Raw genomic sequence first — 13,178 nt, 5'->3', positions numbered from 1 at the left:
GGCTGCGCCAAGTCGGGCTCTCCCTGGATCGCGCGGCCTCAGCCCGCGGTCGCCATGGCCAGGGCCCGGTGGATCACGCGGAGCGCGACGTCGGTGAGGCCATGGGCGGGCAGCTCGGGGATCGGCACGAAGGCCGCGTCGGAGGCGTCGTCTCCGGGAGAGAGGACGCCGCCGGTCGACTCGCACAGGTAATCGAGGATCACGTAATGGTACGGAGTCGCCACGATCTCCACGACCTCCACGAGGGGGCCGACGCGGATCTCGAGGCCCGTCTCCTCGCGGATCTCGCGGGCGAGGGCGTCCGCGAGCCGCTCTCCCGGCTCCACGCGTCCGCCGGGGAGCGACCAGGAGCCCTCGAGCGGCGGGCGGGCGCGCCGGATGAGGAGCACGCGCGGCGCGTCGGACGCGCCCGGGCGGCGCTCGATCACGACGGCGCCGACCGCCACGCGCGGGGGCTCCAGGGCGCGTCCCGGCGCGTCGCTCACGGCGCGGCGGCCTCGGTGCGGCCGGCCTTGCAGCGGGCGTCGCCCGGCGTCGCGACCGCGAGCTCGTAGTCGCCGAGCGCGACATCGCCGGGGATGATCACGGCCCCGTCGTAGCGGCCGCGCTCATCGGTCGACAGCGAGCCGATCGTCAGGCCCTGCGGCGCCGCGTTCCCCGTCAGGATCACGTCGACGCGCACGTGACCGCACGGCGCCCCGTCGCTGCTCACCTGGCCCTGCAGGTGGAGCGGAAACCCGCGGCGGATTTCCCTGTCGAGCGCGGTCACGGCCACGTCGGTGCGCGCCGCGGCGCGCTCGGCCGCGTCGCTCGTGGGGGTGGGCGCCGGCGGGGGCGGAGGCGGCGGCGCGCCGGCGCTGGCGGAGCCGGCGCCGCCTGGGCCGGGCGGCCTCTGCTGCGTCTGCTCGGCGCGCGTCCGATCGGCGAGGTCCTGGCCCGAGTCGCGCTGCTCCGGCCAGCTGTAGGGGTCCGGCGGCGGCACGTACGGCGGGCGGCTCGGATCGACCTCCTGGTCCATGTTGAGGGCGGCGCCCCCGAGGTCGATGCGATGCCAGAGCGAGCCGTCGAAGACCTCGACCCAGGCGTGCGCCTCGTTGACGACCATCCGCGCGGGGATCCCGATGTGCAGGGCCGTGACGAGGAACGCGAAGGCGCGATGGCGGCAGACGCCTTTTCGCGACAGCGCGAGATCGAGGTAGATGTCCCCGTGCCCCTTGGGCGGGTCGTCCGACGGGGCGAACGACCGGAAGTACTCGACCATCCTCTGCACGACCTCGCGCGGCCGCATCGCCGTCGAGATGCCGATCGCCTGGGCGACCTGCTTGAACGCCGCGTCGTGGGAGGGCTCCTGCGGCGGGCGGAACGGCGCGAGCTTGCCCCAGTCGACCTCGGCGAAATCGCTGCCGAAGGTCGCGCGGGCGATCGCGAGCTGCACGATGAGCCGGACGCGCGCGCTCTTCGTGCCGCGCACGAACCAGTTGTCGGCGCCGTCGCGCAGCACGACCACGGGCGTGTCGGGGTTCACGTGCACCCGCACGAGCCGCGTGTCCGGCCCGACCGTCGGGATCCGGACCGGCTCGTTCGGCACGAGGTCGACCGCGATGTCCCCGTAGAACGCCTCGTCGCCCGCCGCGACCTTGCCGCCGACCTCGACCGCCTTCAGGCTCCGATCGCGGACGACGAGCGAGTAGTCCGCCCTGACGGCGTCGTAGGCCTGCAGCCGCTTGAACGGCGCGGTCGCCGGGGAGAACGGGTCGTCGTAGCGCTCGATGTTCGGCCGGCGGGTGTCGCGATCCGGCTCGTAGGAGGCCTCGGGGCCGGCGTCGGAGCCGACGGTGCTGTAGACCTGCTGCTGGTTCGACGGCGGGCGCTGCGGATCGGGCGCCGTGGCCAGGCCGCTCGGCGTCTGGATCGCGGCCGGGAGCCCTCCGTCGAGCGTGGTCGTGGCGAGCGAGACGTCCTCCGCGGGGTCCGGCGCGATGAACTCGTGGAGGAGCGACACCTGCGCGTCCGCGAGCGGCGACACGGCGCAGGCGAGCGCGAACACGAGCAGGCCGCGCGCCCAGCCGCCGAGCCGGCGCCGGGAGGCGGAGACAGCGGGCAGAGCAGCAGGGCGCGGGCGCGCGACCGGAGCGGACATCAGGGGGCTGTTATGAAACCAGAAACCCCGGCGATGTTCCACGCCGGCCGGTCCGTTCGCGCCCCTGCCGCCGGCCGTCGCGGTCGGCCACCGGCGCCCCGGTCAGCGCCGGTGCTGCGCCGCATCGGCGTGGTGGCGCCGCGGCTGCGGGGCGGAGCGGAGCCGGTCGATCGCCTCGGTGGATTCCCCGCGCGCGGTCAGCTCGGCGGCGAGCACGTCGAGGGCGGGCTGGAAGATGTCGGTCCGCGCGAAGCGGCCGGCGCGGCCGCCGGCCAGCCTCGGCAGGACGGCGACGATGCGGCGCATCCCGTCGGCGTACCGGCGGGAGATGGCCAGCCGGTCGATGAGCGGCTCGAGGAAGTCGGCGACCGCCGCGGCGCGATCGCGGACCCCGTCGCAGGCCTCCTTCATCGGCTCGAGGAGCAGGAGCGTCCAGAGGACCGTGTCGTCGAGCGGCCGGTCCGCGGCGGTGCGCCGGTCGACGTAGTCGAGCACGCGCCAGAGGCGCTGGCCCGGGCCGTCGTCGCCGCGATCGTCGTAGAGCAGCGCCGAGACCTCGGGCAGGAGGACGTCGAGCACCCCCGTCTCCCACGCGAGGTAGATGGTCCGACGCGCCTGGCCGCCGCGCAGGAGGCGCAGGATCTCCTCGGAGAGGCGCGGGCGCGCCGCGAGCGCGAGCGCGTCGCGGCAGTAGACGACCGCGTCGTAGACGTCCGGGGTGATCGCGAAGCCCAGCCGGCCGGCGAACTTGAGCGCGCGCAGGATGCGGATCGGATCCTCGCGGAAGCGCGTCTCAGGGTCGCCGATCGTGTGGACCACCTGGCGGCGCACGTCCTCCATGCCGCCGACCCAGTCGAGGATCTGCCGCGCCTCCACGTCGTAGAAGAGCGCGTTGATCCGGAAGTCGCGGCGCAGGGCGTCCTCGTGCGCGACGCCGAACGCGTTGTCGCTCCGGATGAGCAGCTCGCTCCCGTCCTCGGAGTCCTCCTTCGGGTTGCGGCGGAAGGTCGCCACCTCGATGACCTTCCCGCCCTGAAAGAGGACGTGCACCAGGCGAAACCGCCGGCCGATGATGCGCGAGTTGCGGAACAGCTCGCGGACCTCCTCCGGCCGGGCGCTGGTGGCGACGTCGAAATCTTTCGGGCGGCGATCGAGCAGCAAGTCCCGTACACACCCGCCTACCAGGTAGGCCTGGTATCCGTGGCGAACGAGGCGTCGAACGACTTTCTGGACGTCCGGATCGATCCGCGCCTCGTCGAAGACGACCTGGAAGCGGCGCGGGGTGGGGATGTCTTCGTCGACGAGCTCGACGCGGAACGGATCGCCGTCGAGGGCGCCCGTGTCCGTCGGCACGAGCTCGCCCTCGGGCCCAACGCGCAGCCCGGGGGCGCTTCGGACCTCGTACGTCGGAAGATCGGCGTCTTGATGTGCCGCTGTGCCGTTATCAGGAGATGGGGTCGCGCGACCCATAATCAGCAACCGAGAAAGCACCAGGCAGCGCCTGGAGGGAGTGGAGGACGACTGGCGCGCGATTCTGGGTACTCCCTGGAGAACCGACCCGCGCGATGAGGCCCGCGCCCGCGGACCCCCGAACCGTGCCGGCTCGCTCGCCTCGGCCTGCTTCGGCCTGGCGAGCGGATCCGGCTGTCGCCCGGAACAAGAGATGCTACCGGCCGTCTAGCAGGGCTTCGCCGTGAGAGCAAAGCCGAGGCGCAGGGGAGCCGACAGAAGCTTCCGGAGCGAGCCGGCGTCACGGCTTGGTACCCCAGTGCCCGAGCCCGGGGGCCGGCGGCGGGGCCGCGTCCGGCTGGGCGGCGAGCGGCGCCCCGGCGCTGGCCTCCGGCGTCGCGAGCAGCGCCTGCCGCAGCTCCGCCATCGAGGCGAAGCGGCCGCGCGGATCCTTCACGAGCGCCTTGCGCACGACCGCGTCGAGCTCGCGCGACATGAGGAGCCCCGGGTGCAACCGGTGCGGCGGCGGCGGCGGCTCGCGCGCGTGCTTCTCCGCGATCGCCGGGTACGTCCCCTGGAACGGCACGCGGCCCGCGAGCATCTCGTAGAGCACGATGCCGAGGGAGTAGACGTCGACGGCGGGCGCCGCGGGAGCGCCCTGCGCTTGCTCGGGCGCCATGTACTCGGGCGTCCCCACGACCCGGGGGAAGAGCGCGCCTTCGCCCTGGCCCGCGATGAACGAGAGCCCGAAGTCGAGCAGCTTGACGATCTCGCGCCCGTCGGCGGCGTGCACGAGGAACACGTTCTCCGGCTTCACGTCGCGGTGGATCACCCCGGCCCGGTGCGCGGCCTCGAGGCCCGCGGCGAGGTCGGCGGCGATCCGGACCGCGCGCGCGGGGACGAGGGAGCGCGTGAAGCTCAGCGTGTCGGCGAGGTCGAGGCCGACGAGCAGATCCATCGCGAAGCACGGCGCGTCGCCGGCGCGCTCGAGCGCCTCGACGCGGAGGACGTTGGGGTGACGGACGCGCGACGCGGCGTCCGCCTCTCGCTCGAACCGCGCGACGAGCAGCGGGTCGTCGCGGAGCTCTGCCCGGAGGACCTTGAGCGCGACGCGCGACGGCGCGGCCTGCTGGGGCCTGCCGGTGCGATCGGCGAGGTAGACGTGCCCGACCCCGCCGCTGCCGAGCAGCTGCACGACGCGGTACTTGTTGCAGAGGAGCTTGCCCACGAGCGCTTCGGCGGCGACGCGAGCAGGAGGCATGGATCGATCGTAGCGCAGTCGCGCCTGTCGAAGGGCAAACGCGCGCAGCGGCGGCGCAGAAGAGCGCGCGGGCCGACCCGGCGCGGCGCGCGGGCGCAGCGGGAGGTTCGCCGCCGCACCGATCCGCGGCCGCGGCGCGCTCGCCTGCGAGGGCCCGGGCCGGCGCGGCCGCTCCCGCCGGCCCGGCTGGCTCCGCCGGAGGACGAGGGCGCAGGGCTGACGCGCAAGGTCATCCGGCGCGGCGCGCGAGCCTGGCGGCGCCTGCTGGGACCGTCTCGCGCGGCGGCGACGGGCCGGCGCGACGAACGCGGCCGCGCGCGGCGCGCGGCGAGCTGCCCGCCCGGACGCGGGATCGCGCGGACCGCTTGAGCGGCGACGCGGAGACGGCCACGCTTAGCGGCGCATGACCGACGATCGTCGAACCTCCTCCCCGAGCGCGCTCGACCTGGACGCCGAGCTCTCGCCCTCGGCGGCGAGCTTCCCACGGCCGAGCGCCGCCGCCTCGCGTCCGCCCCCGCTTCGCTGGAAGAAGAACCTCGCGCTCTTCTGCCTGACGGTTGTCTCGGTGTTCGCCGCCGGCACCTTCTGGGCTCAGGTCACGCCCGAGGACGACAGCGCGCTCTCCCTCGTGAAGGCGTTGTTGCAGGGCTGGCCGTTCGCGGTGCCGTTCCTGTCGATCCTGCTGGCGCACGAGTTCGGGCACTACTTCGCGGCGCGCGCGCACGGGGTCGAGGCGTCGCTCCCCTACTTCATCCCGCTCCCGCTCATCGGCCCGCTCGGCACGATGGGCGCGGTGATCTCGATGAAGGGCAGGATCAAGTCGCGGAACGCGTTGCTCGACATCGGCGCGTCCGGGCCGCTCGCCGGCCTCGTGGTTGCGCTCCCGGTCCTCTTCGTGGGCCTGATGCACTCGGAGGTGCACGCCACGTCGGGACCCGCGCTGCAGGAAGGGCGGAGCCTGCTCTATCTCCTGCTGAGGCGGCTCGCTGTCGGTCCGATCCCGGAGAACCACGACGTCTTCCTCGGCCCCACGGCGATGGCGGGGTGGGCCGGGCTGCTCATCACGGTGCTCAACCTCTTCCCGGTCGGCCAGCTCGACGGCGGGCACGTCGCCTACGCGCTGTTCGGCAAGCGGCAGGACCGCTACGGCCGCGCCGCGCACGTCCTGATGCTCGCGCTCTTCGTCGGCAACGTCGTCTACTTCACGCAGCACTTCATCGCGGACGGGCTCTACGACGCGCTGCTCGCCGGCGTCACGAACGGGATACCGTGGCTCACGTGGTTCGGCCTCGTCTACCTGATGCTGCGGATCGGCGGGCGGGAGCACCCGCCCACGGAGCCCGGCGAGCTGTCGCCGGGGCGCAAGGCGATCGCGGTGGTGACGCTGCTCCTCTTCGTGCTGCTGCTGATGCCTACCCCGTTCGGCACCTACTGAGCGCGCCGGCGCTCAGGGCTTCGCGGCGCCGAACTTCGCCCGGAGCGCGTCGCAGACGACGGCGGGGGCGTAGTGGCTGACGTCGCCGCCGTGGCTCGCGATCTCGCGCACGAGCGACGCCGAGACGAAGCCGTAATGCGTGCGCGTCGGCAGGAACACGGTGTCGACGCCGGGGAGCATGTCCGCGTTCGCGTGGGCGATCTGCAGCTCGTACTCGAAGTCGGTCGCCGCGCGCAGCCCGCGGACGATCACCCGCGCGCCGACCCGCTGGCAGTACTGGATGAGCAGCCCCTCGAACGAGTCGATCCGCGCGTTCGACACCTCGCTCGTGGTCTGGCGCAGGAGCTCCAGCCGCTCCGAGTAGGTGAAGAGCGGGTGCTTCGTCGGATGCCGGCCGACCGCGATGATCACCTGATCGAACAGCTTCGACGCCCGCTGGATCAGATCGAGGTGACCGAACGTGATCGGATCGAAGCTCCCCGCGTAGACCGCCAGCAGTTCCTTGGCCATCGCGCTCACCGGTCCGGCGTCCGCTTGGGAGCGCCCGCGGGCGGGGTCGACTTCGGCGCGGCCGCGGGCGGCGCCGGCGGCGCCTGGGGCGCGGGCGCCTGGGGCGCGGGCGAGCTAATCCCGCCCGCGGGGCCGGCCCCGTCCGCGGGGGCGGCGGGGACCTGCCCCTCGTTCGCGGGCGCCGGCTCGCCGCCCTGGAGCACCTTGTTCACGGCGGTGTCGTCCTCGATCCACATGAGCCGGCCGCCGTCGGCGAAGGTGACGCGGAAGTAGGCGAGCAGCCCCGCGCCGATCACGCCGTCCAGATCGAGCTGGAGCTGCTTCTCGACGGCCTGGAGCGGCGCCCCGTACACGCCGGGGACCTTGGGGATCTCCAGCGCGCCGAGCCGCAGCATCGGCACGACGCCCTGCTTCAGCTTCTGCTCCGGATCCTGCTCGACCCGCTTCAGACCGTCGGCCTCGAAGCCCGCCTTCTTCCAGCCCTCCTTGTCGAGCGCGATCGGGAACGTCATCGACGTGTCGATGAGCATCGGCCCCTGCACCGCCTTGTCGGGCCCGAGGCTGCTGCGCAGCACCATGCCGCCGCCCTTGATGAAGGCCACGTCGACGCGCGTCGCGTCGGGCGGCGCCGGCGGGGAGAAGCTGCGCACGACGAACTGCCGGCCGGCGTAGTCGATGGTCGCGTTGAGGTGCCGGATCAGGTTCACGCCGAGGAGCGCCTTGACCGGCGCGCCGATCTGCTTCGAGATGCCCGAGAGGTCCTGCGTGAGCGCCGGGACGTCATTGACCTCGAGCCGCCGGCCGAAGCGGAGCGAGACCCAGCTCGGCTCCTTGCGCGTGCTGCTGTCGAGGACCACCTCGCCGGTGCCGGTCGACACCATCGCGAGCGCCGACTCGCCGTCGATCTCGAGCTCGACGACGAAGAAGGGCGCCGCGGGGTTGACGTGGGGCATCTCGATCGCCGCCAGGAGCCCGCCCGAGAGCGTGAACGGCGCGCGCCCCGCCCCGCGCCGCGCCAGCTTGGCGATCGACTTCGCCCAGTCGTCGACCACCTCCGGATCGTCGAGCATCGCCTCGAGCTCGTCGGCGGCGGCGTCGAGGTCGCCCTTGTACCAGAGCGCGCGCCCGCGGATCCCGGCGGCCTCGGAGCCGGCGACGCCCTTGAGGAGGCGCAGCGCCTCGGCGTAGTCGAGCCGGGCCAGCGCGATGCGCCCCGCGAGCAGGCGGGCCTCGGTGTCGGCAGGGACGATCGTCAGCGCCTTCGCGACCGCATCGCGCGCGTTGTCGACGTCGGCGGACTGGAACTCTTGTCGAGCGCGGGCGAGCCACTTCTCCGCCGCCGGCGGGCGGGCGGACTCCGGGCCGACCATCGTCGAGCACGACGCGAGGAGGGTCGCGGTCAGCAGGCCGCCGAGGCGAACAGCGAGGGAGCTCCTCGTCGGCGCGTTTCGATTCGAATGGATTCGCACGTGGATCTCAGGCCCTTTGCGGCGCGCCGTCCGGGCCGATTTCTCCCGACGAAATCGGCTCGATCGCCAGGATGCGATCGGCCCGTAGCTCGCGGCGGCTGCGCGACGGGAGCAGATAGCCGAGAACCCGGGGTGGGTCGAGGTCCGTTCGCACCCCCGTCACCCGTACGACGAGCTCCTCCGGCCCGCGGCGCGCCGGCCGGTACCGCACCCGCACCGTGGCGCCATGCTCGGCCGCGCGCACCGCCGCGGCGACCAGCTCCGGGCGGGCGTGGCGCTCGCCGATCCGGACGTGCCACAGGTCGCGCGGCGTGCGCGGGGCGAGGACCTCCAGCACCTTGCGGAACACGCCGCGCAGGGCGTGCACGTCGTCCTCGGCGCGGTGGGCGCGCTCGCGGTGCACGCCGAGCTCCCGGCAGAGGGAGGCGAGGCTGTGGCTCGGCAGGGCGAAGGCCCGGCGGGAGAGGACGAGCGTGTCGAGGTAGTACGGCACGCGCTTCGCCTTCCCCGCCCGCGCGAGCTCCGCCTCCAGGAACGCGACGTCCCACGCGGCCGCGTGGGCGACGAGCACCGCGCCCTCCGTCACCTGAGCGATGCGATCGCAGAGCTCGGCGAACGTGGGCGCGCCCGCGAGCTCCTGCGGATCGATGCCGTGCACGTGCGCGTTGCCGAACACGCCCGGCTCGGGCCTCACGAGCGACGTGATCGCGTCCTCGCACGTGTCCCCCCGCACCCGCTCGGCGCAGACCTCGATCACGCGGTCGCTCTCGGGGCGCAGGCCCGTCATCTCGAGATCGAGGAACACGAGCGGCGCGCGCTCGATCGGATCGTCCCACGGCGAGCCGGCGGGGGGCTCCGCGCCGGTCGTCCGCTCTGGCTCCGCTCCTTCGCGCTGCTCCGTCATCCGACCTGCTTCCCCACCCCGGCGGCTCGACCCAGGAGGCGACCGTCCCTCGGCATGGAGGCGTCTTACCGAAACCGGCGCCCGACCGAAAGCGGTCCGCGGCGCGGGGTGACGTCCCCGGCCGGCGATGCTCGGGCGCCGGCCCCCTGGCCTCCCGCGGGCCCTGCCCCGATGACGCCCCCCGCCCCTCGGCGGACCGGGCGCCGCGGTCTCCAGGCGACGGCCCGGGGCGCGCGTCCCTCCGCGACGGCGGCGTTCCAGCAGAATTTCCGCGCTGCAGCACCGGATGTTCAAGGGGGCTTTCGTTGCTACACTCCTCAGCGTGCCGGACGGGGTAGCTACAGTCCCGGGGGGCTCTCCTCACGAGGAGCTCGATCTCGGCGACGCGTCTTCGGGGTTTCACCGCGAGCGCAGGACCGAGCCGCTCGATCTTCCCGTCCTCGTGGTGAACCGCTTCTTCCAGCCTGTGCAGATCACGACGGCGCGCCGCGCTTTCCTGTTGCTCTTCGGCGGCGCCGCCCTCGCCATCGACGAGCTCGGTGAGCTCCACGATTTCTCGGCCTGGCGGCGGCTGCCGGTGCGGGACAAGGACGACGGCCTCCCCGTGGTCGGCGGCTCGCTCCGCGTGCCGCGCGTCCTGCACCTCCGCCGCTACGAGCGCATGCGGCGCCCGACGATCCGGCTCACGCGAAAGAACGTGATGCTGCGCGACGCGCACCAGTGCCAGTACTGCGCGCGCCGCCCGCCCGTCCGCGATCTCAACATCGACCACGTGCTCCCTCGGTCGCGCGGCGGCGAGGACTCCTGGGAGAACCTCGTGACCGCCTGCCGCACGTGCAACCTCCGCAAGGGCTGGCGCACGCCGGACGAGGCCAGCATGCGGCTCATCCGCCAGCCGGTGCCGCCGCGCTGGTCGGCGACCATGCAGATCCTGCTCGGCCTGCCGCACTCGTTCGACGAGTGGAGCCCCTTCCTCAAGGCCGGCTGACCGCCCTCGCCCCTGCGCCGCGCCGGCGGCCGAGGCGGGCGCCGACGGCGGCATCGCTCACGGGATCACGGCGACGCGCCCCTGGTCGTCGCAGTAGGCGACCGCTCTCCACCCCTCCTCGGTGCAGAGGAAGAAATCGATGCAGCCGGTCCGGCACGCGGCGTCCGCGCAGGTCTCGGCGGCCTCCGCCGGGCAGTCCGGCAGCTGCAGCGCGGGCGCGCAGCCCTGCGCCTCGCCGCCGTGGTCGAGCGTCACGGCCTCGCACCCGCCGTCCTCTCCTCCGCCGGCGCCCGCGTCTCCGCCCCCTGCGCCCGCGTCCACCGCGGGCTCGCCGGGCCGATCGCACCGCGCGACCTCGGTCCAGGCGCCGTCCAGGCAGTCGTGGAGGGCGCGGCACGCGGCGTCGTCGCAGCTGCCTCCTCGGCCGACCGGGCACCCTCCCGGGGGGATCTCCCCGCACAGCTCTGGCTCGGCGATGGGATCGCAGCCGGCCGGCGCGAGGACCGCGAGGGCGGCGCCCGCGATGAATGACAGCGGAATCTTCAAGGCGGCAGCCGTAAGCAGCCGTAAGCAGCCGCCAAAGCGAGCTCGGACCGCGGCGCGCGGGGGCGAAAAACACAAGGCGCCTCGCTTCCGCTCATCCGGAGCGATTAGTATGCGCGCCATGCGTCCCTGCGCCACTGCCAGCGCCGTGTTCACCGGAGTCCTCCTCGCCGCGACCCTGTTCGCGGCCTGCTCGAGCGGCACCGCGCCGCCCACGCCCCCGGACAGCGCGCCGCTCGGCGCAACGCCTCCGCCCGAGTCGCAGCCGCCCGCCGCCGCCGAGCCGGGCGCCGCCGAGCCGGGCGCCGCAGCCCCGGGCGCCGCCGACCCGGGCGCCGCCGCCGCGCCGGCGCAGCCGGACAGACCCGCGGCGCGCAAGAAGGCGCCCGAGACGGTCGAGGACTGCAAGGTGATCGCCTCCGAGATCACGAACGATCCGCCCGACGGCGGGGTCGTGATGAACAACGCGATGACCTCCGCCGACGCGGGCTCGAGCGACCGCTTGCAGCCGCTCGTCGACGCGATCAAGGCGAGGCGCGACGGCTTCCGCTGCTGCTTCGATCTCTACGCCCGCAAGCACCCGGGCGCGCAGGGCAGGATCACGTGGCAGCTCAAGCTGAAGCCCGACGGCACCTTCGAGGAGGCGAGCATCGTGCGCGACAAGAGCGACGTGACCGCGCCGCAGATCGAGTCGTGCATGGCGGAGCTCGCGAAGTCGATCACCTGGGCGCGCTCGCCGAGCGGCAAGGAGACCGTGCTGACCTACCCCTTCGACTTCAAGCGGCGCAACTACTAGCAGCGCGCCGCCGGGGAGGAGCACGTCAGTGTCGAGCGACGCTTCGGGGATCCTGCGCGGCTCGGGCCACCCCGGCCGTAACGCCTACGCCGAGCTGCTCCGCGACACGCGCGGCCTGAGGCGCGAGCAGCAGCAGGCCCGCGAGGCGTGGTTCGCGCGCCTCGCGGCCGACAAGAAGGACGAGACGCTCTTCGAGCTCGAGATCCTGCTCAAGGGCGTCGCCTGCTTCGCGAACCCGCGGAACCACCCCGGCGCCGGCCGGCGCCAGACCATCGTCAGCCACGACTTCCGCGAGCACCTCCAGCACGCGCGCGACGGCATGGCGCGCGTCGTCCAGCTGACGCGCGCCATGCTCGGCGACCGTGATCGCGCCTTCGTCTTCCAGCGCTACCTCGAGACGGTGCTGCCGGAGGACACCGCGCGCACGCGGCTCCTGCACGCGACGATGGCGCAGGAGTCGCCCGAGTCCAGCCTCTTCGTGCTGCGGCACGGCTTCACGAACCTCATCGAGGTCGCGGGCGGGCTGCTCCGGCTGCCGCGGGTCAACTTCAGGCTCTTCTACGCCCACCTCGCGACGGCGATGCGCGAGATCGCGCAGAGCACGTTCTTCAACCCGCTCCACGCGCTCGAGTTTCGCCCGGAGTTCGATCGCATCGCCTCCACGCAGGTGCTCGAGCTGATCCACCGCGTGCCCGGCGAGCAGGCGCACCGCCTCGTGGCGCTCACGTTCCTCGCGCTGTTCCGGATGCTCCGGTACCTCCGGCTGCTCGACGCGATCGCGCTCGATCACTCGGATCACCGCGTCGCCGGGCGCGGGTACCTCGTGCTCGCGGTCCTGCGCAGCGACGCCCGCGCGCTCTCGAACTACCTCCGGCGCCGCGCGGGCGCGCTGCTCGCGGACAGCTTCGAGCGCGATCTCCTGCGCGTGCCCGCGAGCGACGTCGTCGCGCGCCACGACGAGCTCGCCGCCGAGGGGCACCGCCTGCTCTCCACGAAGGCCGCCCTGACCGGGCTCGCGGCGAACCTGCGGCTCGAGATGCGCCGCGCCTTCGAGCACGATCTCCCGCCCGCCGACGCGCTGGTGAGCGAGTCCGAGTACCGCGTCCGCCTCCGCGCCGTCGCGCACGGCCTCCGCCCCGCGCTGCAGAACGCGATCCTGTTCCTCGGCAGGTCGCTCGGCGCGAAGCTCGAGGAGGGCCGCGTCTTCGACGACCAGGCGGCGCGGCGGGCGACGAGCGATCGCCTCCGGCGCGACGTGTGGATGTTCGCCCAGATCGCCCGCGCGTTCGCGAGCAAGGCGCGCACCACCGGACCGGCGCCCGATCGGTGGACGGGCATCGCGAGCTTCGCGTTCGTCCGCGAGTTCCTCTCGTACTTCCGGGCGATGGGCTACCCGCTGCTCCGGGTGGGCGACTACCCCCGCGTCGACGCGTTCGTCTCGGCGATGACGGCGCTCGAGGAGAGCGATCTGCTCGATCCCCAGCGGCTCGACGCCGCCATCCGCGAGTGCGAGGCGTTCTCCGAGTTCCTGGTGAAGCTCTTCGAGCAGATCTCGAAGCGCGAGGACCTCGTCGGCGTCCCGTTCGACCGCAAGGGCGCCGCGCGCGCCCTCCGGCTCTACCTGGGCGAGCGCGCCTGATCGTTCGGGCGCGCGCCTGACGACCGCCCTCGACGCCGCGCCGC

The 13,178-nt window shown here is 73.6% G+C and carries 12 protein-coding genes; 4 read left to right on the top strand and 8 right to left on the bottom strand.

Features of this window, described 5'->3' with window-relative positions:
* Positions 1–38 precede the first annotated feature (38 nt).
* From WMF33_RS10700 to WMF33_RS10685, 4 genes are all read right to left on the bottom strand, one after another.
* Complete coding sequence (locus WMF33_RS10700; RefSeq protein ID WP_437337047.1) at positions 39–485, bottom strand: NUDIX hydrolase; 447 nt, start codon at positions 483–485, stop codon at positions 39–41.
* Positions 482–2,140 (bottom strand): transglutaminase-like domain-containing protein, encoded by a 1,659-nt coding sequence (locus WMF33_RS10695; protein WP_437337046.1) that lies wholly within the window; start codon positions 2,138–2,140, stop codon positions 482–484. Before WMF33_RS10695 ends, WMF33_RS10700 begins: the two co-directional genes overlap by 4 nt.
* Positions 2,141–2,242: 102 nt before the next feature.
* A complete protein-coding gene (gene pcnB / locus WMF33_RS10690) occupies positions 2,243–3,493 on the bottom strand; it encodes a polynucleotide adenylyltransferase PcnB (protein WP_020734128.1) in 1,251 nt (416 codons plus the stop codon).
* A 397-nt stretch (positions 3,494–3,890) separates the two neighbouring features.
* On the bottom strand, positions 3,891–4,850 hold the full coding sequence (locus WMF33_RS10685; protein ID WP_437337045.1) for a serine/threonine-protein kinase: 960 nt from the start codon (positions 4,848–4,850) through the stop codon (positions 3,891–3,893).
* A 403-nt stretch (positions 4,851–5,253) separates the two neighbouring features.
* Between WMF33_RS10685 and WMF33_RS10680 the strand changes: the two genes are divergently transcribed.
* Complete coding sequence (locus WMF33_RS10680) at positions 5,254–6,285, top strand: site-2 protease family protein (protein WP_437337044.1); 1,032 nt, start codon at positions 5,254–5,256, stop codon at positions 6,283–6,285.
* 12 nt (positions 6,286–6,297) lie between these two features.
* On the opposite strand, the gene coaD is transcribed toward WMF33_RS10680, so the two are convergent.
* The 3 genes from coaD to WMF33_RS10665 are packed head-to-tail and all read right to left on the bottom strand — an operon-like array spanning position 6,298 to position 9,168.
* Positions 6,298–6,795, bottom strand: coding sequence for a pantetheine-phosphate adenylyltransferase (gene coaD / locus WMF33_RS10675; protein ID WP_044987969.1), 498 nt, complete (start codon positions 6,793–6,795; stop codon positions 6,298–6,300).
* A gap of 5 nt (positions 6,796–6,800) precedes the next feature.
* Positions 6,801–8,264, bottom strand: a complete 1,464-nt coding sequence (locus WMF33_RS10670) for a tetratricopeptide repeat protein (RefSeq protein WP_437337043.1) — start codon at positions 8,262–8,264, stop codon at positions 6,801–6,803.
* Between the two features lie 7 nt (positions 8,265–8,271).
* Positions 8,272–9,168: a 3'-5' exonuclease gene (locus WMF33_RS10665; RefSeq protein ID WP_061621746.1), complete on the bottom strand. Its 897-nt coding sequence runs from the start codon at positions 9,166–9,168 to the stop codon at positions 8,272–8,274.
* A 322-nt stretch (positions 9,169–9,490) separates the two neighbouring features.
* On the opposite strand from WMF33_RS10665, the gene WMF33_RS10660 reads away from it, so the two are divergent.
* Positions 9,491–10,156, top strand: a complete 666-nt coding sequence (locus tag WMF33_RS10660; protein WP_437337042.1) for an HNH endonuclease — start codon at positions 9,491–9,493, stop codon at positions 10,154–10,156.
* A gap of 57 nt (positions 10,157–10,213) precedes the next feature.
* On the opposite strand, the gene WMF33_RS10655 is transcribed toward WMF33_RS10660, so the two are convergent.
* Positions 10,214–10,702, bottom strand: coding sequence for a hypothetical protein (locus WMF33_RS10655; RefSeq protein WP_437337041.1), 489 nt, complete (start codon positions 10,700–10,702; stop codon positions 10,214–10,216).
* A gap of 145 nt (positions 10,703–10,847) precedes the next feature.
* Here WMF33_RS10655 and WMF33_RS10650 point away from each other — a divergent pair, with 145 nt between their 5' ends.
* Positions 10,848–11,495 (top strand): AgmX/PglI C-terminal domain-containing protein, encoded by a 648-nt coding sequence (locus tag WMF33_RS10650; RefSeq protein WP_437337040.1) that lies wholly within the window; start codon positions 10,848–10,850, stop codon positions 11,493–11,495.
* Positions 11,496–11,523: 28 nt separating this feature from the next.
* Entirely contained in the window at positions 11,524–13,134 is a 1,611-nt protein-coding gene (locus WMF33_RS10645; RefSeq protein ID WP_437337039.1) for a hypothetical protein, read from the top strand.
* The last annotated feature ends 44 nt before the right edge of the window (positions 13,135–13,178 follow it).

This window comes from Sorangium sp. So ce394, from assembly GCF_051474665.1.
Taxonomy (GTDB): domain Bacteria; phylum Myxococcota_A; class Polyangia; order Polyangiales; family Polyangiaceae; genus Sorangium; species Sorangium cellulosum_D.
Note: the sequence above shows the minus strand (reverse complement) of the source record. Positions and strands in the feature narration are given on the sequence as shown.